Here is a 22,644-nt window from a genome sequence, read left to right as displayed (position 1 = left end):
TAAGGGACCGGCGAGGCAGTAGAAGAAATCTCAGACATTCTATCGGGCCTTTCCCGCCCAAGACCATTCCCAAGTTTGGTGCGTTGCACAAATATCTTGACCGATACCTAACACCATGATCTGAGAAAGCAAGACCTACCTGACATTTTGCTGAAAAAGATCAGGGAAGTCGTCTTCAGGTTTTCCGAAAAAGGGGGATGAAAGGTTAACCTTGGGTCGAGGTTACCTTGACGAAATCGGTAGCCCCGCCTATGAGATCACCGTCGGACCCGTCCCAAAGACGATGGAAGATTCTGGGCCACGTGACAGAGACACCTTCCGTTTTGTGCGGATACTCCTCATGAGACCGGATCTCGTAAGCAACGCCTCTGCTCTGGGCCACGGCCTTCGCGTAGGCGCACCACGAACACCCAGGCTTAGAGTAGATCACGACGGACAGGTTTTTCCGATCATTGCGTGCGCTCAACTCCGGCAACTCTGTCATAGCCTCTTCCCAGTCAGAAGGAGTCCCCTTGCCGTATTCGGTCGAGCGCTGCTCGAAAACATTGGCATGAGTGGGGGCTGACATGATCCAGTCCAGCCAGTCAAATGGGTTCGATTCCACACCATAATTCGATTTCAGTCCGATCTGCATTAGCCGGCGATCAGCGATGTACCTGATATACTCCTTCACGTCTTCGGCAGTGAGTCCGTCGACTTCGCCTGTCGCGAAGGCTGTGTCAATGAAGGCGTCTTCAAGCCTGACCATATCCCTGCAGGCCTGGTAGATCAGGCCTTTGAAATCGTCTGTCCAGATATGCGGGTTCTCCTCGATCACGGTTCGGAACAGGCGTGTCATGCTGTCCACGTGCCAGCCTTCGTCACGGATCGACCACTCGACGATGGTGGACATTCCCTTCATCTTTCCCCGACGCTGGAAGTTCATCAGAATGGCGAAGGTCGAGAAGAGCTGCAAACCTTCCCCGAAAGCAGAGAAGACGGCGAGATCAAGGGCGGTCGCTTGTTCCTGCGACAGTCCTTCTGCCTGGCGCTTGAACATGTAGTCGTGCTTGTCCGCCATGGCCTTGTATTCCCGGAACGCCACATACTCCTCGTCCGGAAGACCGAGTGTGTCGATCAGAAGCGAATAGGAGTGCATGTGGTTGGCTTCAGACGCGGCAATCGCCATGAGCATCATGCGCAGTTCGGGCTTGGGAAAGACCGGGATGTATTTGCTGGCATAGCCTTCTGATATGTCAGAATCTGCTTGAGTGAAGAAACGGAACAGCTGAGTCAGAAGCTCACGCTCGCCTTCTGACAGGTTGAAGTTCCAGTCCTTGACATCTTCGGCCAGCGGAACTTCGTGCGGAAGCCAGTGCATCTTCTGCTGGAGATCGTAGGCTTCGAAAGCCCAGGGATAGTCGAACGGCTTGTAGTTGGAGCGCTCCTGGAAGACAGGAGAAGGGAAGAGGTTTTGTTGGGTCATGTGTGATCTCAGCCCTCGCAGGCCAGGCATTCTTCGGACGGAGGGGGTGTGCGGATGAGATTACGCTCTGTCTTCACCGAGACGGCCTTGACTCGGCTCTCGGTCTCGGACCGGAAATAGTAGAGAGACTTCAGGCCCATCTTCCATGCAAGGAAGTGAACCTCGTTCACGACACGCGCAGACACACCACGCGGGAAGAACAGGTTCACGCTCTGTGATTGATCGATGAAGAGTTGGCGTTCAGCGGCCAGGCGAACAACCCAGTTCATGTCGATTTCCTTGGCGCACTTGAACACCGCCTTCTCGTGATCGCTCAGAAAGTCCAGATGCTGGACAGAGCCCTCATTCGCAACAATAGAGAGCCACACCTCCTGTGTGTTCATGCCGATCTCTTCCAGACGGCTCTCCAGGATCGGGTTCCTGACCATGAACGACCCGGACAGGGTCTTGTGCAAATAGGCGTTCGCAGTGCGAGGCTCGATACTGGGGCTTGTGTTCCCGCAGATGATGCTCGATGTCGCATTTGGCGCGATAGCCGTCTTGTGCGAGAACCTCAGACCCGTCCCGAGCATGGCAGGCGCCTCGCCCCGCAGACGGGCGAGTTTCTTCGAGGCTTCCGTCATCCCTTCTTCGATGTGAGAGAAGATGCGCGCATTCTCGTATGAAGCGGCTTCGCTCTCGAATGGGATTCCGAGAGATTGGAATCTTGCGTGGAGTCCCATGCATCCCAAGCCGATGGAGCGCTCGAATTTCGCCGACCGTTTGGCTCTCCAGAGTTCTTCGGGGGCTTTTTCTATGAAGGCGTCGAGGACATTGTCCAGCATCCTGGCAAGGTCTTCCAGGAAGTACGGATCATCCTTCCATTCGTCGAACTTCTCGGCATTCACGGACGACAGGCAGCAGACAGCCGTGTAGTCCTCGTCGGTTGGGAGAACGATCTCCGAGCAGAGATTGGATTGGCGGATTTCGAGTCCGGCGCGTCGCAGTGGATCTGGCAGTGCCCTGTTGGACGCATCAATGAAGTGGAGGTAGGGCTCACCGGTCAGAATCCGGTTGTTGATGATCTTCTGCCATAGGCTCCGGGCCTTTACGGTTTTCGTAACCTTGCCGGTGTGAGGATCGATCAAGTCCCACAGAGAGTCGTCCTCCACGCAGCGCATGAAGGCGTCCGTTATGTTTACGCCGTGGTGCAGATTGAGAGCGCGCCGATTCGTATCCCCTCCACTCGGCTTTCTTAGGTCGAGAAATTCTTCGATTTCAGGATGGGATATATCCTGATAGGCGGCATAAGAACCCCTTCTTGTTCGGCCCTGGTTCGTGGCCAGCATGAGGCTGTCCACGACCTTGATGAACGGGATAGACCCACCAGACGCCGAGCCTCTTGATGTTGCCACTCCAGAAGACCGCAGAGCGCTCCAATTCCCGCCGATGCCCCCTCCATTAGAGGCAAGCCACCCGTTTTCCGTGTAGTGGGCGAAGATTCCTTCCCGGCTGTCGTCAACATGGTTCAGATAGCAGGAAATGGGCAGTCCACGATCTGTCCCCCCATTGGCAAGAATGGGAGAAGAGAACCCGAACCAGAGTTTTGACGCGTACTCGTACAGTCTCTGTGCGTGTTCCTGATTGTCTGCATAGGCAGAGGACGCTCGGGCTAGTGCGTCCTGTACGTCTCGTTCTCCGTCAGCGAGATAGCGCTCATTGACAGTGACGTGGGAGAATTCGGATAGGTAGTCATTTCTTGAGCGATCCGTCTTGACTTCAAAGCGCATTAAGCCCTCTTCCGCCAGAGGACTGGCGGGTGCGTTTTCTGTGTTTTAGGGTGATCTGTCGAGCTTCTTAACCTACCATAAAACGAGGTTTTAGGCAAATTAAGCGTACTCTTATTGATCCAGACCAGCTTCCTTCAAAAGACGCTGAACCGAAACCGGAGTCCGGTCCAGAAAGTAGCCATCCGGAGTTGTTCGGACCCTGTCTCCGAGGATCAGAATCGCTCTCTCCAACTGCGTCAATTGACAGACTGATATGCGTTCAATCGGAATATCGTCCGGATCGAAGTCGTCAGGTAGGTCGTCCTCGTCCTCGCTCCACGGGTTGTAGAGTTTAGGTTTTCTGACAGTTCGCCGGATGGAGCATGTCCGGTGCTTCAGATTGATGCCGTGACGGGCCAGTTCCATTTTCATGTGATGACGCGAGCAACCGAAAAACTCGATCATGTCCGCTCGTGTCATTCCATTCTGGATGCAGGCCTCGATCTCGTCCTTGGAGATTGGTGCGTACTTGGCCATCAGTGAATGGCCTCGGTTCCTTTCTCCTTTCTGGAAACCTCTGCTTCCCAGAAGGCCCGATACTGCATCCAGTCCGTGAAATTCCGGCAATTGGCAGAGATGTCGCCTGTCAGGAACAGGTTCTCCCTTGTGAACGGGTCTTCCACCAGTCCGTGTCCGATCACAGGCGTTGCCTGGTGCTCCAGAGGCGAAGCATGTAGCGGCCTGCCAGAAGCGAGCTTGTCGAACAGCTTAAGGTCTGCCTCGATCGAGGGGACTTTCCCGTCGAATGTCTTGTAGCTGACCCGAGCACAGCGCGCGGCGGAAATTCTTCGAAGGATTTCATCCTTCCCGATCCCTGTCATGAAGGCGTGATGAGACTTCTTCATCTTGTCCTGTGACGTGACGAAGGGGAGGTGCCATTCGCCGGGATTCAGGCGCTTGGGAGTCGAAGCTTCCATCGCGTCCATGATCTGATGCGCAAGAAGGCGTATCTCCGGCTGAGCATCGGGGTGCGCGCGAAGTTCGAAGAAATTGTCCCAGTCCGTCGCCGTCACCAGGACATTGATATGGACAAAAGGCTCAAGAAGACGGTTGACGATCTGCTTGTGATATCCTGCCTCGTGGAATCTACGCGCCCACGAGATCGCGTCGTCTCGTGCTGAGTTCCACGCCTCTTCTCTGGTCAGGCGACCGTATTCTTGGTATCCTGTCTCCTGATTTACCTCCCCCCTTCCAGGAACATCCTCGTCGTGTTCTTCCCGTGCCTGCATGCCGGGCTGGTTTTTCCCCCAGTGAACCGGTCGGGCCGTGTCTGCGAGAATGAAGTCGATCATCTTCTCGACGGGAATCGCCCGTGAAGACGACGCGTTCCGGCTGAAGACGCGGTGAGTCATGAGTTCGCAGTTGCCGGAAACAAAGGCGAATCCCTTGTAGCGAACAAGTAAGAATGAAGTTGGTACGGAGAAACACACAACTTCTCCTTTGTACCCTATCTCTTCGAGAGAGTTTTTATCAGACCTGAACGACACGTAGTTCGTGTCTTGAATTTTTTGCTTGAAGAGTCCGCCTTTATAGCTTCGGATATTCATTGCCTTACCGTTCAACGTGCATAGAATTTGTAGTTGATTGGCGGCTATAGAACTCGTGGTGTTAATTTCGTTGTTGGAGACACACCCATCTGCCAAGAGGACTGCCTCCAGAAAATGACAAAAGACATCGCTCGGCATGTTCCAGATAAAATCTGGATATTTTTTCTCTGTTTCACAATAGCAGTCATCCACCCAATGCGGTGGATCGAATTTAATAACAATATCTCTATCATATCTTGATTCTGTATACTCGATGCCGAGAGTGTTCAGACATCTTGTTACAAACTCAGCTTTCCGTTCTTTCCTGAAATGGAATTGGACCTTATTCCCTGTTTTAGGACGATGCCCGTCTGCTACATAGAAGGCTATTAAAGCCGCCTCTTCTTTAAGGACGTCGGACCTGGAATCTTCTGAGAGATAACCAGCTTGGGGTATCCTCCTGTGCGCGGCGTATTCGCCGACCCATTCAATTGCGGTGTCAACATGAGGCTGCCAACTGTTCCCTGTGGTCCGCCGAAGGCTAAACATTCTGTGTTCCGGCGTAACAGCCAGTTCGAATGTTTTTCTTTTATGGACAACCAAACTAGAAGATTGTTTTTTGACGGCGCCGTAAGGATAGACAAATTCCAAAGACTCCCCATTGGGGGAATATTGAGCAACTTTTGCGCCGATTTCTTGAATTGATTCAAAGCTCCGCCAACGCGGATACTCATCTCCAATTTGAGACAGGAACTCTGTATCCGGGTGGAAACAATGTATGAACCTCGGATACTTCAAGGCTACAGTCGTGATCCGGCTTCTGACTTTCGGATATTCGTCGTAATAGGCGACACTGTCGGCGACGATCTCTGCGCTGATCGTGGTCATTCCGAGACCTCTTTAACGCCGACACTGAAGATGTTGTGGGAAGAGAGAAACAACATCTCGACGGGCTCGTGGCCAGGCTCGTCCTTCAGTTCAATCATCAGGAAGTGACCATCCCCGATTGTTTTGATGCTTGGGCGCTGATTGGATAAATGGGTCCCGACCTCCCCATCTGTGTACACAACTGTCGTCCTGTGTTTCATTCCTTTCGTTCTCTTCGGTTAGGTTTTTGATGGTCGTTTCAGGGTGTTCGAGGCACTCTGTGCAGTAAGCCCCTTCGCTTCTTTCGCACCAGCCGCATGGTGGGTTTAAGTGGCAGCAGCAACCTGAGTTATCGATCTCTATCGTCCCGGTGCAAGACGGATCGGGACAAGGTCCTTCTGGTTCCCAGACAAGATCATCCATCGATCAGGCCATTAAGGTCTTCTTCGGCGTGGCGCTCGATGTTCTTTCTGAACTTCTTCCTTCGACGGAGTTGAAGACGATTCACATCGATTCCGTCTACCATTTTGGGATTCCCGTAAATGGCGCAGAATGTGTCGAGAGCCGCATAAGAATCCGCAATCTCGTCCTCGATATTCCTCATGAGAACCTTGGTCGGCGCGTTCGGGGTCCGGTAGGCCGCTTTCATGAGAGCCTGACACAGTTCACTGGTTTCCTCGACGATCTTGGGTCCGCCGATCAGCGACGGGACATACTGTCGACCCATCACACCATCCCCATGCGCTTAGAGGACTGGAAATCGGAGAACCGGGACAGGACCATAGCCCTCAGAGCTTCCACAGACGAATTGTTGTCGATCTCCTCGTCGACAGGAAGCTCCATGATCTGATTCTCGGAAGAGTGGCGCAGATCAGGGACCTTACTTACACGGGTAACCCGGACGAGACGGCCCTTCTTCTTGCGGATATAATCGGCTTCGTTCGGAAACCGACAGTCTGTAATGACCACGCGGTCGAACAGGTCGACTCTTCGGTTGGTCACGTTGATCCAGAAATCCGGTGCGATCCTGTCTCGACCCCACTCGGTTCCGAGCTGTTGCATGACATGCCGGGGAGTCTGGGCTTCCTGCCATGTGCCGAGCGCCTCCATGACATCGAAGAGGGAAACCCAAGCGTCTTCGTATGTCTTGCCGGCCAGAAGTTCGCTGGATTCCCAATATCCTTGCCACGTCTCACCGAAGACATCCGGTTTAAATGAGCCGCCCTGGTACTCGATCAGGCTTCGGACCATTGCGTGGAGGATTCTGTATTCACAGAGTCTCTGAGGCGTCAGATAAGCGCAAAGGAGTTCCTTGTACCCTCCCTCGATACATTCCTCGATATACTCTGGAGCCAGACCCATTTCGAGCATGGCGGAACGAAGCATATGCTTCAGTCCTCCGGCGAAGGCGACTTTCTCGAACCCCTCTTCTTCGATGAGGACCTTGGCCGCTGTATCCTTTCCGGACCCCTTGAAGCCAGTGAAGCCTATAAGGCAGTCATGTTTCTTGTATGTCATCCTTTCCTTCTAGAGTTTAGTGTTTAGGAGGCTCGTCGCCATCCTTTGTGGTGATTTCTCTTCCTGATGACACTCGTCCCATGCTCTGCCTATTAAGTCCGTGCTTCTCGCTGAATTCGGATAAATTGGTAGTTTCGTGACGAACACCTTCCGGAGACAAAAAGACGTGAACCTTGTATTGATTTAATCGCAAGACCCTATTTTTGTGTAATTGATTTTGACTCTTAGAAACCCACTCAAGATTGTCTACCTTGTTGTTCGTCTTGTTTCCGTCCAAATGGTTCACTTCTGTTAAGTCAGATTTCTTATCCAAAAAATGGTATGCAACTAATCTGTGAATGTACTTATTAGATGATCTTCCATTATTTTTCAATTTGACTTGGACATACCCGGAATTAGAGGTCCACGTAGAAAGAATAAATGGAACTTTTGGCGCACCTCTCACTAATCTTATTCTTCTGACTCGTCCGAGGTTAGATACTTCATATGATCCCTCAAATTCTGCAATACTTCTCCATTCCTCCATCATAGGATCACAGTCAATCTATCGGTTGCACGAGTTAAACTGGTGTACATCCAGCGAAAGCGCTCGTCTCCGAACACTGAAGACTCATCATGAATCACAACTTCTTCGTACTGACTGCCTTGAGACTTATGCGCGGTTATGGCATGACCGAAATCGACATATTCATTCTCTCGTAATGCCCTATAAAGATCGTTTTTACCGCATGTGTATTTTCCCTTTCCAAGCCAGTGTTGCTCAAAAATGGATTGAACACACACCACGTTCTTAGCTTTTCCATCGACTATAAGTGCAAGCATGAATTCTGGATGTCCCTCATGCATCGCTCCGTGATCAATTGCACTTATAACTTCCATGCCGTTAACCAAGCCGGGGGTCTTCCGAGAGTTTCGCGTAATCATTAAGGGCTCCCCTTCGAAAGGTCCTTCCATGGGTTCCAGGCCCATGAGTCCTCGAAGTTTGCGCGTGATCGCGTACCGCTTGGCATTGGTCCCGACGATGATCGTAGCGTCCTTGTCGAGATTGTAGGTGACATCATCCTTGCGACGTTCCATGACTCTGACGCCCTGCCCGTAGTCACCCATCTTCGGCATCACCCCGTTCCGGGCATCGTGAGCGAGCTTCAGGATCGGATTGTCCGCTGCCTGGCGGTGTATCTCTGTCAGGAAGAAATCAGCATTGTCTTCCCGGAACCATTGGTCGCCTTCCACTGGAGGGAGCTGTCCCGGATCGCCTGTTGCATACACAGGCACGCCGAAAGAGAGGATATCGGCAGCCATCTCCTCGTTCAGCATAGAGGCCTCGTCAAGGATGATGAGCTTGGCCTTCTCCATCTTCTCGTTCACGGCCCGAAGCGAAAAGGTCGGACTGTCGCCTTTCTGAACCTGCCTGTCGAAATCGCGTCCAAGCACTTTCAGGCGACGTTCGAGGATGGTGACCTGCTCGCGGTCGGCTGCAGCAGCTGCGCGTTCGCGTTCTTTTTCCGTCTTCTCCATCTGCTCCTGGATGAGATCGAGAGCCGTGGCGTTCGGAGAATAGATCGTCGAGTGAACCGTGTTCGCCTGAAGGTGAAGACCTTGCTTGCTGAACTTGTCAGACATGATCTTGGCGGCTTTTCCGGTAGGCGCCATGGCGAGGACTTCACCTTTCTTGTGGAGTCCCAAATCATTCAGGATAAAAGGAAGAATTTCGCTCTTGCCGACCCCCGCCAGTCCGGCTCCACGGAATGCTTTCTTGTAGCCGGAATCATTAGCAAACCAGTCCTTCACGGACTTAACGGCCTCCCCCTGTTTCTGAGACAGTTCCACCATTGTCAGGCCACTCTCAGAATGGTGATGCCTTCGACGTAGACTTCATCCAGGACTTCAGGGAGATAGGCTGCCGCGTCAAGGATTCCGGATTCCCGCATGACAGTCTCTGTGTCGTCTTCTGTCGGGAACATGGTCGGCGTGCCGAGAAGGTAATTGTCTCCGAGATAATCAAAGAGATGCGCGGTCCCTCTTGCGTCCCGGACAAATTTGACGACGAACCCGACCCCGATGTCGTTCTCGATGATCTCGCCGTCATCCTGATAGTCACACAGGATAACAGCATGACCCGGTTCAAGTTCATCGACGCAGGACAAGACTTCGCCTGATGGACCAACCACGGAGAATACGCTCCCGGCGCCGCTTGAGACAAAGTCGCGGATCATGACCCGGCCAGCGAGTTTCGCCTGCACCGCGCAGACAGTGATTTCGTCCGGAACGGACGTGTCAGCTTCACTGAATTCCAGGTTTCGCGTAGGAGGATAGGCTTTCCAGCACAGGCGCATATATCCGGCCAGTGCGTCGTACATCTTGGCAGCAGGGATATCCGTGTTGTTCTCGATGATGTTGCAAAACTCGGTTCCGACCATCATCGCCTTCTCGGTCTCGCGCGTGAGGACAAAACGAGCGAGCCTGTCGGTCACCACATGCGCCTGGTCGCTCGTCAGGCCAATCCTTTCAAGATCGGCTTTAAGGACGCCTCTACCGAATGAAACAAGCTCGGCAGGTGAACTCGGGTCTCGACCGTACTGTCCACGGAACATTGCGTATGCGTCTTCTCGACCGAACATGTCTTACTCCTGACCTGTGAAAAGTAGGGGGAGGCCTGCGAGGCCGGGTCGGCCTCCCCCTGCGAGCGCTGGCTAAGCGCTACACCTTGCGCCGACGACGTTTCGGTTTTTCGTCGGTCGGTCCTTCTTCTTCCCTTTCGGCGGAAGGTTCTTCGCGACGACGACGCGTTGCCGGAGGAGGTGTGTCCTCCTTGGCCGCAGAAGCTTTCCGAGCAGTCGCAGTTTTGGCATCTTCATTGGTCGGGATGCCGCCATCACCGTCATCGCCGGACTGCTCGTCATTCTCGTAGTCGTCGGGATTTTCTCCACGAGATGTGCCGAGATATTCGTCCGGCGTTTCCCATGCGACGATCTCGAAGGTCGGGGCGTATTTCTTGCCGCGAGACTTCTTGTTCTCGAAAGCCGCCGCGCCGATCTCAACCACAGGCAGCTTGCCGGGATTCTTGCGTGCGCCTTTGCCAATGTCGCCGAGAAGACGCCGGAATGCGATGTCACCGGAGCGCGAATTCAGATTCAGGGTGATTTCGGTGCCGTCTTCGAGGAACAGCTTGAAACCGCAGGTCGGGCCCCAGCCGTCGTCGGAACTGTTGTACGGACCGTGATCTGGAAGGTCTTTTTCAAGCGGGGGTTTCCCGTCGAAGACATTCACGGTCTCCCGGTCTTCGACCTTGCCGTCCATCCAGCAAAGCCAGCCGAGGAATGCCGTCGAGTAGTCGACGAGAACCTGCGAGCCGTGCTCGATCAGATCGTCGGTCTGCCCCCATGTGTAGTCGCCGGTATTGCCGTTGAACTTACCGTAATTCCCGCCGTCTCCGACGCCTTGGGAAAGGCCTCCGAAGACGTCTTCGACGGTCTCAAGATCAAGGTGCGCCAGGGCGCCGCCTTGGTTGGTGGTGGTCAATTGTCCCATTTCACAGGTTCTCTCCATGTTTGTGGGTGAGTTGGGCGCATGCCCGGTGGTACGCGCTCCGTTGGAGTCGCCATCGCTGTGGAGCTATCCTTTCGGCTCCGTCACAGTGATCTTGGAATAGCCTTTGCCTTCTTCCTCGAAGTCAGAAGGGTCGAGTCCGGCTTCAATCATCTTGTTTTTCGACAGGGATTTCCTGCCGGAGACGAATGAGTAGGAGACCTTTCCTCCGTCCTCGAAATTTACGCGCTTGGTCTGGAGGGATTCCATCGCTGCCTTGAGGCGCTCGATGGCGTCCTTATGCAGGCCCTCGGCGTCTTTCACAGCCGACTTCAGCTGACGCTCTTCTCTCGCAAGGGCATGAACTTCCTCGCGTTCCTCTTCCGTCAATCCGTCGGAGTTGTCCTCTTTCGGGGCGCGCCCCTTGGCCTGCTCGTAACAGGTGTCCTGAAAAGGACAGTACCGGCAGTCGCCTGTAATCCGACCTTCAGGCAAAAGTTCCATGGGATCAGTACAGGTCATCACCTGCTCGGCCCTTTTCTTGGCGTCTTCGTAGAGATGAGGATCGAACTTGATCTCGAACTGGGTGTTGACGTCATACCAGCTTGCATCGGTGTAGATGATGACGGCATAGTTCGGCGTGAACGGAGTCTCGTCTCGGACAATCCCCATCTGGACCTGGGTCTGGCCGTGGTGAACAGTCTTCTCCTCCTGGAGATTGACACGCGGATCGATGGTCTTGGCTTCCGTGAGCAGGGAGCCGAATCCCTCCGGAAGAGCCGGGTCCTGTCCGATATCGGGGATGCCTTTGTGGGCGAGGCAATCACGCGGAACGCCGACGACGAAGCCATCAGGTGTTGTGGACAGGAGGCCTGAAATCAGTGTCGTCTGATGCGCGCCGGCGCCGTAGAATTTGGCATCCGGAAAGAAGGTTTTGATGCCATGCCGCATCACTGGGACGAACCAATGATCCTCCATGACGTTACCACGCTCCATGGCGCCCCATGAATCCTGGTAGTCCTCATCCGGCGGCGTTCCGTTCTTGGCATACCACGCCTTGCGGATGCAGGCGAAGGCCTCGGAAGAACCGAGCGTCTTGGAGCGGTCATGGCCCCATTGTTTCTGGTTCTTGGTGACAAAGTCTTCCGCGAAGACCGAAAATTCGAATTGGGACATACCAGCCTATGCGGCCTCCGAGGTTCCTTTCTTCTGGAGTTTCTGGTTCATGATGCAGAAGATTTTCCACAGAGCAGACGTGTCAGCGAATGCTTCGTGAGCGCCTTCCATCTCATGACCGACCAGCTGCCTGTGCAGTGATCCGAGATTGGTCCCCCGCTCGGACGTGCTCTTGATGCTCGGGTCGGCTTTTGCCGCCTTGAGTGTGCAGAAAGTAGGCTTGTCTCGCCACGGGTTCAGAAATTGAGGGTTATCCTTCGACTTGACGTCGTACTCCCGGCACCGGGCGCATGCGATCTCGATGATTTTCAGATCGAATCCGACATTGTGGGCGACGACGACATCCGCGACCTCGACCATATCCAGAAACACTTCCAGCTGGGCAGGGAGATAAACCCCGAACTGGTTTGCTTCTGCGGTCGTGATCCCATGGATGTCGGCAACCTTCTCTGGAATGTCCCACTCATATCCGTCGAGATTCGGAATGATAATGGAGTCGATGCGTCCGTATATTTTCCCGGTATCCGGATTTCCGAGTATCGCGCCCAACTGAACAAGATTCGGCTGAGCGGCATCCAGGACCGGCTTGGAATGATGAACCAGGCCTGTTGTTTCTGTGTCGAAGACGAGTGCGAGCATTGGATAGGTGATCCTTGCTTTGATATTGCCTGATACATTCCTGCCCATCATGCCAAGTCAGGTCAACCTAACATTGGCCGAAACGCGATAAAAGAATAAACGTGTCGTGTTCTAATCTGATACGCCTTAGCGTATAAAAATTGTCTATACGTCAAAGCGTATATTTAACAGCGCACTAATGCGTGTAGGCCCATGTCGGTCCGATCTTGGATTCTGCGGGTGTTGGAACCTTGAAGTCAAAATATTCCCCAGCACAGTAAGCAGCCTCAACCATACAGTCGGAGACAAGTTCAGCACACTCCTTGCGGGCAGCGTACTGGATCTCATCATGAACCCAGAGCATGGGGACAACATCGCCGTCCCAGCCTTGCCGAAGACCCTCTTCATCGAGCATGTCTTCGACCATGAGGTTCCAGACCTTGGCGACTAGAGCACCGTTCGACTGGAGCTGCGTGTTCAATGCGGAGTGCATCCCACGGACATAAAGCTTGCGCTTGTCCAGACCCCACAGATAGCCGGACAGCTTCGCCTGCTTCTGGACCTTCTTGATCGCTTTCGCGAGGGCGGGGAGGCGGGTCATCAGTTTGCGGCGCGCTTCTGCCCCGATGCGCGCTTGTTCTGCCCTATTTGCAAGCGGATCAATAATGGAGCCGAGCTTCTCGTCTCCAGCCCCATACACCAACGCATATATGAGCGTCTTCGCTTTATCCCGACTATCCAGTCCTGCAGCGTGTTGGTGAACGGTGTGAATATCGTCCTCAAGGAGAAGGCGGATATACTCGCCATTGTCGAACTCGGCGAGGAGTTGCCCAAGCATGCGGAGTTCGATGCCAGAGAGGTCGGCACCAACCTGGGTCCAGTCGTCCGGATTGGCGACAACCTGCTTCGTCAGGAAGCTCGTTCCGAACAGGTCCCGGAAGTCCCACCCGTGATCTCCTGTCCGCCCACGCAGGAGGGCTGTGTTGCCGTGGATATCAACAACATCCGGGTGATCGACCGAAATGATCGCGACGTCGTCATAGACACCGAGAATTCCGTCATCCTCATCGAGATAGACCCGACCGGTCACCTTGATGGCGCCATCACTTATTTTCTTGGCCTTGACCTTCGGGACCTGGGCAAGGTTCGGGTTGGAATGTGTGGCACGACCTGTCTGGGCGCCTCCGGCGTTCACGCGCCCGTGGATCAATCCAGTCCTGAAATCCACCTTTCTCAGGAGAGCGTTCTTGCCATCCGTGAGTTGGCCCAGTCGTTTCTTGTAATAGAAGGTTTCAGCGAGTGAGTGACAGATCGGGATACGAGGTGCTAGGCCGCGCAAGACCTCGTCATTGACCTTGGGATTACCTTTCTCCGTGACCTGCTCCGGGTCGTGCTCCCAGTCGTAAATCGTCTGCAGCCGGTCGATGATCTGGGGACGGGAGTTCGGGTTGAACTCCATAAGCTTGATCGGACAGAAAGCAGCACCCTCTGTCCTGTTGGGTTTCGCCGGGTCCTTGTACTTGATTGTCTTCTTGGAGACCGTGACCTCAGCCCACCACTTCCGGGTGCCGTCCTCGCCGAACTCTTCTCTCGGCTTGTTGTTTCGGTCGATACGGTAGAATTTCGCCGGCTTGTGCCAGATGCCGAAATGCTCGACAGCCTGATCTGACAGTTTCCTGTGTTCCTCGCGGAGATTGTGGTCTAGTTTCTCCGCACCTTCTACGTTGAAAGGAACGCCGTAGTCCTCCTGCCGACACATGAGATCGTGGACGCGATGCTCGATCCGCGTCGATTGCGGGGACCAGTCCTCTGCTTCGATATGATCAAGCAGAGCTTCCGTCACATCGAGGTCACCGACGCAGTAGTCGTCCATGTCCTGATTCCACTCGCCCCAGACATACTGGGAAATGTCGTCAGGATCGGTCAGGCCCGCAGCCTTTGCTTCGGCTTCCCTGATCTTGGCATAGTCGCCCTTGAACTTGCCGAGACGGATACCCCACGCTTCCAGGCCGTGCGTGCCGATCAGTTCGCCACGAAACACTTCGTGGGGGTCCAGGTTCGACCTGAACTTTCCTCTTTTCCAGAGCTTGTAGTCGGACTCCTTGATGTTGGCGAACACCATGCGCGACATTACGAGCGTGTCGTAATGCCGACCTATCGGGTCGAAGTCGTAGAGCCGCTCAAGAACCGGGACATCGAATCCTAGTCCGTTGTGCGCGACGAGAACCTCAGCCTCTTCGAGCAGGGCGATGCCGTGCTCGATGGTGTTTTCGTACTTGTTCTGCCGAAAGCGGTATGTCCTGCCGCGCTCCCTGTCCCGGATATGTAGGCAGTGGATTCGCGTCGGATTTAATCCGTCTGCTTCAAGGTCGAATATCGCTGTCTTTATCATCTCTTCTTATTCTCTTGAGGTCTTCTAAGACAGCCTCCAGTTCCTCGACGGTGGCATCGTTTTTCAAGAGATTCGCCCGAGCAGAAATGACTCTTACATTTCCCTTTATGTATCCTAATTCAGGGCGGATTCTATCTATGCTAGGTCTATCTCTCTTCCATCCTTTGCCATTTCTAAAGTTTAATTTTATGCCAAGAACAGGGCATTTGTCAGGGAGAAAAGGTATGTCATCGGGGGTAAGATTAAACGGAATGTTGTTCTTCTTTGACGTGTATTTGATTCTGGACAGCATGCCTAGAACCTTGTTCTCCGTTCTTTGTTTCTCCCTTTTATCTAATATTTTGTCCGGGTGAGCAGAGGCATATCTTCGATTTCTGCTTCTCTGCCCACATAGGTTCGAGCAATATATCTTATCGGACCGACCATTTGAGAATTTAGAGCCACATACAGGGCAGGTTTTAATCGGCATCGATCAGATGGAGTCGTCAGGGACTCGACGATGTGGAGAGGATTCAACGGGCGGGCGGAGCGGAGCGCAATGGGCGATGACCCGCTCTTCTTCCGGGCGCGGTTCAACAACACATCCAAGCTGCTGTCCATTCTCAAGTTGGATCAGATCGACCCATCCGAGAGGATAGACGTTAGCTTCAGAATCTTTCTTGGTTCGTGCAGTTCCGGCGAAGAGTGCTATGCTGATAAACACTGCGAGAGCCATTAGTGTGTAGACTCCTGGATTGAGGTTACGCCACATTTTCCGACACCTCGAAAAACACGTCGTCCTTGCACCCAGCTACAAACACCGGTGCGTGAGTCTGGCCCATGATCATAAGATAGACTCGCCCGGTGGCATTGATCTCGGCGAGTTCTTCCCGCGTCGGGGTCCATACAGACACGACACAATCCGCACCCACATGGCAGGGAAGGTCGCCCACGTCTTCGCCCTCTGGGCCTCGGAGGACGCAATTCTGTTCTTCGAACTCAGTCGGTTTCATTTCCTTTCTCCAAGAACGCAGCCTCTTCAGCGACGTCCTCCGGGGTTACAGGTGGTTGCCGGCGTTGGAAGGCGAGTTCCCGCTCCCCTTCGCGCCACTGTCGGGGAGAGTTCTTGGGGTCGCGCAGACCGCCAATAAGGCCCTTGAGTGTCTGGACAGTCATGAACTCAAGATCAATGAGGTGTGAACTGCTGTCGACCAAGTCCCACTCCATGATCCATTCCAGAGTCAGGAACCGGACATCCGCGTCTCCGAAGCGTATGATCGGCGCCTCCGCCACGATCTTGGACATCCGGAGTTCCGGAGCCGCCACAGCGTAGAAGTCAAAATCCCATTTGGGTTCTTCCTTCGTCTGGCAGACATAGACACCACGGTCCTCGTCGAAGGCATAGGTATGGGTCTCGGAACGGGAATCCATGAACTGGAATTTCGGACCCTGGTCTTCGATGTACTGTTTGTTCTTGGGTCCGCCGAGGCATTTGTATCTGACGATCACCGAGCAGCCCTCCACTTTTCCCCGACACGAGTGACCAGAGTCCGACGACTATTGTCGTAGGTGATGATTTCAGCTTGCGCCCACCCGGAAGCGCCTTTGTTGTAGCCCTGGTCGAGCAGTCCCTCGATGCCGGCGGCGTAGACGCCGTCACGGATATACGGACTGTTGCCCGTCAGAGACACCTGTCCTGTAACGGGAGACATAACCCAGAAGTTCTGACTCTCAGTGGTCAGACAGAAAACTGTTTCGTCTTCAACCTGACGGGTGCGGACGCCCCAATCGTCAATACGCCTCTTGTCATTTATGTTCCAAGCCCGAGTCGGGCGGAAGTGGTCGGACTCACACCACGAGACATGAAACCTGTTGTCGCGGCTATCGATCTTCTTGCAAGTTGTCCGGTATCCCAAACGATTGGCGAGGGACGCGACCAGATAAGCCTCCGGCTCTTTCGAGGTAGAGAACTGCCTGCCAGAACTCCCAGTGTCGTAGACTCCATCCCAAAACCTAATTTCATCCAAAACGACTTCTGCTTGACGATCGGAGAGATTGACAAACCAGGAAGGAAGTCGTTTCCCGTCAGCGAAAACGGAACTGAGGTACTTGGCTTCTTCACTGTACGCAGACACCATGGCCTTGTGTGCCTTCGCGGTCTCTTGCCACGTCGGATTCCTTGTCAAACTGGCTCCGAATAGTTCTACGACGCGCTGCTTCTTACGGTCTTTTTTGAGATGAAACACGATACTGTTTCGCGTAGTAGAAAGACTGCCATCGGCTGCGGCAGCGACGATCTGGCGAAGTTTTGTGTCTGAAATATCCAGTTCCACGTCGTTGCAGACCATTGGTTCCGCGCAGACCGGTACGTCAAGAGAGTCCCTGTAAACGATGGCGTCAGAGATAGGAAGGTAGGACCCGTCTTTCAGAAAAAGGAAGTGTCGGTCAGTGACCTCCTGGTGAAGAGAATCTGCCTTGCGGATCGACACAAGTGGCCCCGAATAGGTGCCTTTGGGCGTGTCGATAACCCGCGTCCATTCGTTAGCTTGCGTGTCGGGATTGAAGGCGGAAACAAGGTCCCCCTTTCGTATCTCAGCAAGGTCAGTGAAACCCTTGCCGCGCACATTGGCTTTGTATCCTGCCGGGAAACAATGAACGTGCCCCACGTTCAACTTCGGCCCAATCTTGGCCAATGACGCAGGGGATGGACGACCGCCATTCGCCCCGAGGTGGCCGTGCATGGCACACTCGATTCCGGTGGCCTGATCCCCAAGAATAACAAAGCTGTCATCCTCTCGGAGGAACACACATTCCTGTGTTTCGGGAACAAGGCGGTGCATCGCCCACTCGAAGATCGAGAAGTCCGAATCCCCATCCCTGATCGCCTGATAAACGCGCTGTTGGCTTTCTAGGAAGAAGAGGGCATTGACAGGGTCGGTCCTGTAATCGCTCGTTCTAAGCCATTTCAGGTAAGCCAGATCGTGATTGCTTTCGACAACCACACTTTCGCACCACGGTCTCTGGGTAACCTGCAGAAACCGGGCAGCCTTGTAGAGGGCGTCTTCGACACTGTCGGTGTCTTTTGAAAACATCTCGAACCGGAAATGCGGATCGGAGATGTTGTGATGATTCCGGGGCGTGAAGTCCGAGGTATCGTGGAAGAATTGGAAGTAGGGCCGCAGGGTGTCCAGCATCGACCCTTTTGTGTCGATCTCCCACCGTTCTCTCGGCTTGTTGGTCGGAGTTGTCTCGATGACCGACGTCAGACCCCAGCAGGTTTTCGCGGAGACCGGGTCCATCTTCTCGATATGGATATCGCCCCAATTGACCGCGTGTACCCGGCGACCTGTTTGAACAACTCCTTCCTCGACCACAGTCGTCAGGTCCTGGAAGTCGCCTTTCTTGTCTGCAATAAGATGCCGGCAGAAAACGTCCCCGTCCGCATCGACCTCGACGATCAGGGCGCCGATGACATGGTGGAACTGTGCCTTCAGGCCTGCTTTTTTGGGGACGTAGTTCTGGGGCGTGATGCAGCCCGTCGTCATGATTTGCTTGGCGGGGGCAAACTTCGGCGTGGCCACACTCTCAAGCGCGATCTTGGGGTGAGGGAACACCCCCCACATGTGCCGCGTGTATGTTTCAAGCCCTGACAAGGGGCGAACAGCTGTTGGCAGGATATTCATCTCGCCGCAGAACGCGATCTTGTCAGCGATCTCCATACGGGCGAGGGTCAGGTACGGTTGGACCGCAGGGACGTAATATCCGCCTTCCTTCGAGTGGTCCTCGAACAGGCCCTTCTGGTAGGTGAACCCGGAGATGTGTATTTCCGTGTTGCCGAGATGCGCCGCATACGCTTTGAGATTTTCAAGGAACCGCAGACACCGCTCATTGAGAGAGGTGTTGTCCTGTGCTGAAGAGAAGATGTAGGTCTTGACGCCCTTCGACGGGGATTCCTGGATCAGGGGATTCCGAATCGCCGCCGTGGTTCTGATCGACTCCTGAGCGCTGTAAACACGACTCTGCAGGGTCGTTCTAGCGACTCCGAGGACGCGCGCCGCAGCGCGCTGCCCACCTTGCTTGTTGACGAAGTTCAGGAGTCCGGTGTCGTCGAACCGGTCAAGCGTGTCACTGGATTTCACTTTCCTTTCCTGCTTGTTTTTGGATACCAAACCTTTGCGTAAGGAATTCGACATATTCCGGCTCAGCCTCCATAAGGAGGCAGTCAAATCCTTCTCGCATAGCGGCCTCGGCTGTCGTCCCGCTGCCACCGAACGGGTCAAGGACAACACCACCAGGCGGCGTAATGTGGCGAACAAGATATTGCATCAGGGCGATTGGCTTGACAGTCGGGTGTTTCGAGCCGGACCGGTCTGATTTGTTCGCTTTTTTGTTATAAATGATTGGGGCAGCGTCTGGGAATCTGTGAAAGAATCTAGAGGCTGATCCACCATCTCCACGCGGTTCCTGTCCTGTATCGCTTTTGAAATCCCCATAAGTGTTTTTCGCCTTTTTCTCGGTCGTGGTGGCCTTGGCGAGTTGACCGGGGCTCTCCGGGAACAAGGCCTTAACACATTCGGAATCATCCAGCAGGAGATTCGACGGGTATCTCCCTTCGGGGCTTCCGCCTCTGGGTCCTGGCTTCGCTGCGAAGTTGGTCGACCCTCTGCCTGTGTAGCGGGTCTCTTGGGATGGTTCGTCCACCCGTTGACTTCCCTCTTCAGATGGTACTCTACAGTCGTCAATGTTGAACGCACCGACACCGTGCTTCAGAAGATTCGCTGCCCCGGTTTTTTCGCTAAAAGGCTTTTGAGCGAGGTAAATCGGCTCAAGTGCTGGCTTCTGTGTTTGTGTTCCGTAGGCCCACCCGTCCCAACCGTCGATTTTAGGCCGGTGCCCTTTGGGGAAACCGCTTCCGTACACCCACCCGTGCATAGGATGCATGATGAAACCAGCCTGTTCCATTGCGCAGGCTTGCCAGTGTCCGGTTCTCGATCCAGAAAAAGCGAAAACAAACCCGCCGGGTAGCAGGATGTCCAGTATCAGTTTCCAGAACTCCGGGTCGCGTTCAATTTCTGTCGCGTCCCAGGCCTTACCCATGAATCCGCCGCTCAAACGAGAAAACGAACCATCGTTATTGTCCGTCTTCGCGGCGGATGCGGTTTTCTTGCCGAAGCGCTTTTGGATGCTGACAAGCCCATAAGGAGGGTCAGCTACAACAGAGTGAACGCGAACACCTTCCTCTATCAGCTTCTTCAGGGATTCCCGGCAATCTCCAGGGTAGATCGTGACTTCCGCCATCAGTAACCCTGGCGAGCGATCTCCAGCTCGGCACGTTCCAGCATATCCTCGATGGTGGCGATGTCGTAGAGGTCGTTTGGCTCTCCACGCTCTTCGTTTCGCTCAGTCCGAACGAGATGCTCTTCCAGGGCATCACGGATCGCGACCAGTTCGCCGATAGTCATAACTTCGAAATCAGGCACGATCCAACTCCATGTAAGTGCTGATGAATTCCCGAGCCAAAGGCTCTACGATCCCGTTGCCGTAACCGCCGACGCGCAGAACGTGCTCGGCAGGCCCATCAGCCAACGGGGTAATTCCGGGTTTAAGAGGACGGAGCTTGTCGTCGTCGCAGTAGACCCACTGTGCGTCTGCCCAGAATCCGTTGACAGGCCCCGGTAGGTTGTGAACCGACATTTCCCGACCGGAAAGTCCATAATCGCGGCTTGGTGTGGGAGTTGGTCGATCCGTTTCCGACCATCCGGACCTGTCAATGACATGCCCGGAGTATCCTTCCAATCCCTCGCCGAAGGCGTCACGTATCCCGACATAACCGCCTTCGCCTGACCTTTGAGAGTCAGTCGGCGGAGATTCCGGTTTCCCCTGTCTAGGGTATAGTCCCCGGTCCTGTGCGTGCCGGACAGAGGCGTCATCCACGACGCCAGTTTTGCCGCACCCTTGAGCGTGAGGTTCCTGACCTTCCCGCCCCGTCCTCCCTGGTACAGTCCCTCTTTCCACGCCTTGCTGACAGGTGTCGGCCAGTGCGCTTCCGAAAAGGTCGGCGACGAGCCAGAGTCTTTGGCGGATATGCGGGGCACCGACGCCCGCAGCGCACAGATCGAACGCCCCGACGGCGTAATCCTTGGCTTCCAGGTCAGCTTGAACAAGGTCGAGCCACTCAAGGCCATCTTTCGACGCAACTTGCTCTCCAAAGACGACGCCAGGTCTGCGCTCCGAGATGAGAGCGTTCCACACCGGCCAGAGATGACGGTCGTCGTCGAAGCCCTTGCCTTTACCCGCCCCTGAGAACGGCTGGCACGGGCAAGAACCTGTCCAAACCTGACGGTCCGGAGGCCACCCCGCATTGTGCAGGGCGAGTGCCCATGTCCCGATCCCGGCGAAGAAATGGCACTGGTCATATCCTTTCAACTCTTCTGGATCGATCTCGACGATGGATCGGCTGTCTACGTCGCCGGGAGGAACGACACCGTCCCGGACCAGACGGCGAAGCCAGTCGGAAGTTTCGGCGTCGAACTCGTTGTAGAAAATCCTGGGTTGCATCAGCCGTAGCGGCGCTTGAATTTCAGATGCTTCCCATTACAGATGTCTTCGTACTCCTTGAGGAAGACATGCTCAGCCCGGCGGCAACTCCAAGGCTCGAAACACGGGTCTATGTCCCGGATTTCTCCACCAGGGTGTAATTCCGGGCATGCTCCATCTGGATACAGGTATTTCGTCTCGGCAAGCAGAGCGTCCCGCTCAAGGTAGAGCATGGTGTAGTCCGCGTGCTTGACCTTCTCCCGGCAGTCGTCCGTGTAGTGGCATATTTTGGTGTTATAGAGGTCGGGCTCAAAGAGGGTCAGAACCTGTTCGTCGATCTCTTTGATGACTTGGCGGTACACGCCGTTTGTCCGCTCCTGAAGGTAGGATTTCAGGGGCGAAGAGTGATCCCCGTAAACCGATTCAGGTGTGTCGTGGAGAAGGCCCCACATGGCGTACTGCGGATACCCTCTAAGAACAAGGAGTCGGGACACGTAGACGCTGTGTTGGGCGACCGAGTAGAACTCATCGACATGCCCGGTGAACCGGCACGTCTGGGAAAGAGATTTCGCCACGATCTGCAGTGTAAGGTCATCATGACCTTGTGTACGAAAGTCGAACTTTCCACCTTTATGTAAACCGATGACAGGTTCCATTGGCATGTCCTCTTGTTGAGGAATTCATACCAATGTTATGTCAACCTTGCAAATTTGGGTTGGCTGAAATTGTCATTTCTTATGGCGAGGAGAGTTCTGCGCGATCTTCCACGCAGAAGCGCCACTGAACAAGACTTTCCCGCTGATTTGAATCAGAACGCCAAACTGGACCTTGTGCCATATTTCGGCGAACGGGAGGATTGGAGAAACGGAGCCGCCTTCTTCATCCGTGCCGAGGACCAGTGCCTTGCCGGCCACTGGTTGCGGATAGCCTTCGATCTTGAAGAAGCTCTGATTCTCGACGAACATCCCCTCATCGTCGACATAGGCGCAATCACCGTTGTCAGAGAATCTGACACAGTCAAACCTCTCACAATCGATCAACTTGTAGATCGATTTGTAGTTCCCGTCATAATCGACTTCGGTGATTCGACGTTCGACGGGGTCGATGAGGTAGGCGCGCATGTTACAATTCCTTTCACTCTGCGATCTGTTGTCCGAGGATATGTAACAAAGGAATCCGAAAAGTCAATGAAAAAAGGCGCCCGAAACGGGCGCCTTTATGCGGTAACAT

General features: G+C 54.2%; 22 protein-coding genes. All 22 read right to left on the bottom strand.

The window, feature by feature from the left end; genetic code table 11:
• Positions 1-205: 205 nt before the first annotated feature.
• Complete coding sequence (locus tag E4680_RS11755) at positions 206-1,465, bottom strand: ribonucleotide-diphosphate reductase subunit beta (protein ID WP_167792492.1); 1,260 nt, start codon at positions 1,463-1,465, stop codon at positions 206-208.
• 8 nt (positions 1,466-1,473) lie between these two features.
• The gene (locus E4680_RS11750; protein ID WP_135282615.1) at positions 1,474-3,234 is read right to left on the bottom strand and encodes a ribonucleoside-diphosphate reductase subunit alpha; all 1,761 of its coding nucleotides are present in this window, start codon (positions 3,232-3,234) and stop codon (positions 1,474-1,476) included.
• A gap of 111 nt (positions 3,235-3,345) precedes the next feature.
• Complete coding sequence (locus tag E4680_RS11745; protein WP_135282614.1) at positions 3,346-3,678, bottom strand: hypothetical protein; 333 nt, start codon at positions 3,676-3,678, stop codon at positions 3,346-3,348.
• 71 nt (positions 3,679-3,749) lie between these two features.
• Positions 3,750-5,687 carry an FAD-dependent thymidylate synthase gene (locus E4680_RS11740; RefSeq protein WP_135282613.1) on the bottom strand — a complete coding sequence of 646 codons (1,938 nt, stop codon included), beginning with the start codon at positions 5,685-5,687 and terminating at the stop codon, positions 3,750-3,752.
• 394 nt (positions 5,688-6,081) lie between these two features.
• Positions 6,082-6,393 carry a nucleoside triphosphate pyrophosphohydrolase family protein gene (locus E4680_RS11735; RefSeq protein WP_135282612.1) on the bottom strand — a complete coding sequence of 104 codons (312 nt, stop codon included), beginning with the start codon at positions 6,391-6,393 and terminating at the stop codon, positions 6,082-6,084.
• A complete protein-coding gene (locus E4680_RS11730) occupies positions 6,393-7,184 on the bottom strand; it encodes a deoxynucleotide monophosphate kinase family protein (RefSeq protein WP_135282611.1) in 792 nt (263 codons plus the stop codon). Before E4680_RS11730 ends, E4680_RS11735 begins: the two co-directional genes overlap by 1 nt.
• A gap of 16 nt (positions 7,185-7,200) precedes the next feature.
• Positions 7,201-7,710 carry an NUMOD4 motif-containing HNH endonuclease gene (locus tag E4680_RS14650; RefSeq protein WP_422666679.1) on the bottom strand — a complete coding sequence of 170 codons (510 nt, stop codon included), beginning with the start codon at positions 7,708-7,710 and terminating at the stop codon, positions 7,201-7,203.
• Positions 7,710-8,975, bottom strand: a complete 1,266-nt coding sequence (locus tag E4680_RS11720) for an ATP-dependent DNA helicase (RefSeq protein ID WP_167792491.1) — start codon at positions 8,973-8,975, stop codon at positions 7,710-7,712. The genes E4680_RS14650 and E4680_RS11720 overlap by 1 nt, the downstream gene beginning before the upstream one ends.
• Before the next feature lie 44 nt (positions 8,976-9,019).
• On the bottom strand, positions 9,020-9,805 hold the full coding sequence (locus tag E4680_RS11715; protein WP_135282608.1) for a hypothetical protein: 786 nt from the start codon (positions 9,803-9,805) through the stop codon (positions 9,020-9,022).
• Positions 9,806-9,884: 79 nt separating this feature from the next.
• Positions 9,885-10,715 carry a hypothetical protein gene (locus tag E4680_RS11710; protein WP_135282607.1) on the bottom strand — a complete coding sequence of 277 codons (831 nt, stop codon included), beginning with the start codon at positions 10,713-10,715 and terminating at the stop codon, positions 9,885-9,887.
• Between the two features lie 84 nt (positions 10,716-10,799).
• Entirely contained in the window at positions 10,800-11,888 is a 1,089-nt protein-coding gene (locus tag E4680_RS11705; RefSeq protein ID WP_135282606.1) for a hypothetical protein, read from the bottom strand.
• Between the two features lie 6 nt (positions 11,889-11,894).
• Positions 11,895-12,527 carry a 3'-5' exonuclease gene (locus E4680_RS11700; RefSeq protein WP_167792490.1) on the bottom strand — a complete coding sequence of 211 codons (633 nt, stop codon included), beginning with the start codon at positions 12,525-12,527 and terminating at the stop codon, positions 11,895-11,897.
• A 175-nt stretch (positions 12,528-12,702) separates the two neighbouring features.
• Complete coding sequence (locus E4680_RS11695; protein WP_135282604.1) at positions 12,703-14,898, bottom strand: DNA polymerase; 2,196 nt, start codon at positions 14,896-14,898, stop codon at positions 12,703-12,705.
• Positions 14,870-15,367: a hypothetical protein gene (locus E4680_RS14325; protein ID WP_205688919.1), complete on the bottom strand. Its 498-nt coding sequence runs from the start codon at positions 15,365-15,367 to the stop codon at positions 14,870-14,872. The genes E4680_RS11695 and E4680_RS14325 overlap by 29 nt, the downstream gene beginning before the upstream one ends.
• A gap of 271 nt (positions 15,368-15,638) precedes the next feature.
• Positions 15,639-15,890 (bottom strand): hypothetical protein, encoded by a 252-nt coding sequence (locus E4680_RS11685; RefSeq protein ID WP_135282602.1) that lies wholly within the window; start codon positions 15,888-15,890, stop codon positions 15,639-15,641.
• Positions 15,877-16,386 (bottom strand): hypothetical protein, encoded by a 510-nt coding sequence (locus E4680_RS11680; RefSeq protein ID WP_135282601.1) that lies wholly within the window; start codon positions 16,384-16,386, stop codon positions 15,877-15,879. Before E4680_RS11680 ends, E4680_RS11685 begins: the two co-directional genes overlap by 14 nt.
• A complete protein-coding gene (locus E4680_RS11675; protein WP_135282600.1) occupies positions 16,383-19,016 on the bottom strand; it encodes a Hint domain-containing protein in 2,634 nt (877 codons plus the stop codon). The genes E4680_RS11680 and E4680_RS11675 overlap by 4 nt, the downstream gene beginning before the upstream one ends.
• Positions 19,003-20,175 carry a DNA methyltransferase gene (locus E4680_RS11670; RefSeq protein ID WP_135282599.1) on the bottom strand — a complete coding sequence of 391 codons (1,173 nt, stop codon included), beginning with the start codon at positions 20,173-20,175 and terminating at the stop codon, positions 19,003-19,005. The genes E4680_RS11675 and E4680_RS11670 overlap by 14 nt, the downstream gene beginning before the upstream one ends.
• Positions 20,175-20,357, bottom strand: a complete 183-nt coding sequence (locus E4680_RS11665) for a hypothetical protein (RefSeq protein WP_135282598.1) — start codon at positions 20,355-20,357, stop codon at positions 20,175-20,177. Before E4680_RS11665 ends, E4680_RS11670 begins: the two co-directional genes overlap by 1 nt.
• Positions 20,350-21,435, bottom strand: a complete 1,086-nt coding sequence (locus E4680_RS11660) for a DNA cytosine methyltransferase (protein ID WP_135282597.1) — start codon at positions 21,433-21,435, stop codon at positions 20,350-20,352. Before E4680_RS11660 ends, E4680_RS11665 begins: the two co-directional genes overlap by 8 nt.
• Positions 21,435-22,070: a hypothetical protein gene (locus E4680_RS11655; protein ID WP_135282596.1), complete on the bottom strand. Its 636-nt coding sequence runs from the start codon at positions 22,068-22,070 to the stop codon at positions 21,435-21,437. Before E4680_RS11655 ends, E4680_RS11660 begins: the two co-directional genes overlap by 1 nt.
• 72 nt (positions 22,071-22,142) lie before the next feature.
• Complete coding sequence (locus tag E4680_RS11650) at positions 22,143-22,535, bottom strand: DUF3846 domain-containing protein (RefSeq protein WP_135282595.1); 393 nt, start codon at positions 22,533-22,535, stop codon at positions 22,143-22,145.
• Positions 22,536-22,644 lie beyond the last annotated feature (109 nt).

It is taken from the genome of Candidatus Macondimonas diazotrophica (assembly GCF_004684205.1).
GTDB classification, from domain to species: domain Bacteria; phylum Pseudomonadota; class Gammaproteobacteria; order UBA5335; family UBA5335; genus Macondimonas; species Macondimonas diazotrophica.
The sequence above is the reverse complement of the archived record's forward strand: the minus strand, read 5'-3'. Positions and strand labels throughout refer to the sequence as shown.

Excerpts from the sequence above, each read along its gene's own strand:
- E4680_RS11685 (WP_135282602.1), bottom strand. The coding sequence starts at position 15,890 with ATGAAACCGACTGAGTTCGAAGAACAGAATTGCGTCCTCCGAGGCCCA.
- E4680_RS11745 (WP_135282614.1), bottom strand. The coding sequence starts at position 3,678 with ATGATCGAGTTTTTCGGTTGCTCGCGTCATCACATGAAAATGGAACTG.
- E4680_RS11660 (WP_135282597.1), bottom strand. The coding sequence starts at position 21,435 with ATGCAACCCAGGATTTTCTACAACGAGTTCGACGCCGAAACTTCCGAC.
- E4680_RS14650 (WP_422666679.1), bottom strand. The coding sequence starts at position 7,710 with ATGGAGGAATGGAGAAGTATTGCAGAATTTGAGGGATCATATGAAGTA.
- E4680_RS11740 (WP_135282613.1), bottom strand. The coding sequence starts at position 5,687 with ATGACCACGATCAGCGCAGAGATCGTCGCCGACAGTGTCGCCTATTAC.
- E4680_RS11700 (WP_167792490.1), bottom strand. The coding sequence starts at position 12,527 with ATGCTCGCACTCGTCTTCGACACAGAAACAACAGGCCTGGTTCATCAT.
- E4680_RS11710 (WP_135282607.1), bottom strand. The coding sequence starts at position 10,715 with ATGGGACAATTGACCACCACCAACCAAGGCGGCGCCCTGGCGCACCTT.
- E4680_RS11670 (WP_135282599.1), bottom strand. The coding sequence starts at position 20,175 with ATGGCGGAAGTCACGATCTACCCTGGAGATTGCCGGGAATCCCTGAAG.
- E4680_RS11750 (WP_135282615.1), bottom strand. The coding sequence starts at position 3,234 with ATGCGCTTTGAAGTCAAGACGGATCGCTCAAGAAATGACTACCTATCC.
- E4680_RS14325 (WP_205688919.1), bottom strand. The coding sequence starts at position 15,367 with ATGCCGATTAAAACCTGCCCTGTATGTGGCTCTAAATTCTCAAATGGT.
- E4680_RS11650 (WP_135282595.1), bottom strand. The coding sequence starts at position 22,535 with ATGCGCGCCTACCTCATCGACCCCGTCGAACGTCGAATCACCGAAGTC.
- E4680_RS11730 (WP_135282611.1), bottom strand. The coding sequence starts at position 7,184 with ATGACATACAAGAAACATGACTGCCTTATAGGCTTCACTGGCTTCAAG.
- E4680_RS11655 (WP_135282596.1), bottom strand. The coding sequence starts at position 22,070 with ATGGAACCTGTCATCGGTTTACATAAAGGTGGAAAGTTCGACTTTCGT.
- E4680_RS11715 (WP_135282608.1), bottom strand. The coding sequence starts at position 9,805 with ATGTTCGGTCGAGAAGACGCATACGCAATGTTCCGTGGACAGTACGGT.
- E4680_RS11735 (WP_135282612.1), bottom strand. The coding sequence starts at position 6,393 with ATGGGTCGACAGTATGTCCCGTCGCTGATCGGCGGACCCAAGATCGTC.
- E4680_RS11695 (WP_135282604.1), bottom strand. The coding sequence starts at position 14,898 with ATGATAAAGACAGCGATATTCGACCTTGAAGCAGACGGATTAAATCCG.
- E4680_RS11705 (WP_135282606.1), bottom strand. The coding sequence starts at position 11,888 with ATGTCCCAATTCGAATTTTCGGTCTTCGCGGAAGACTTTGTCACCAAG.
- E4680_RS11755 (WP_167792492.1), bottom strand. The coding sequence starts at position 1,465 with ATGACCCAACAAAACCTCTTCCCTTCTCCTGTCTTCCAGGAGCGCTCC.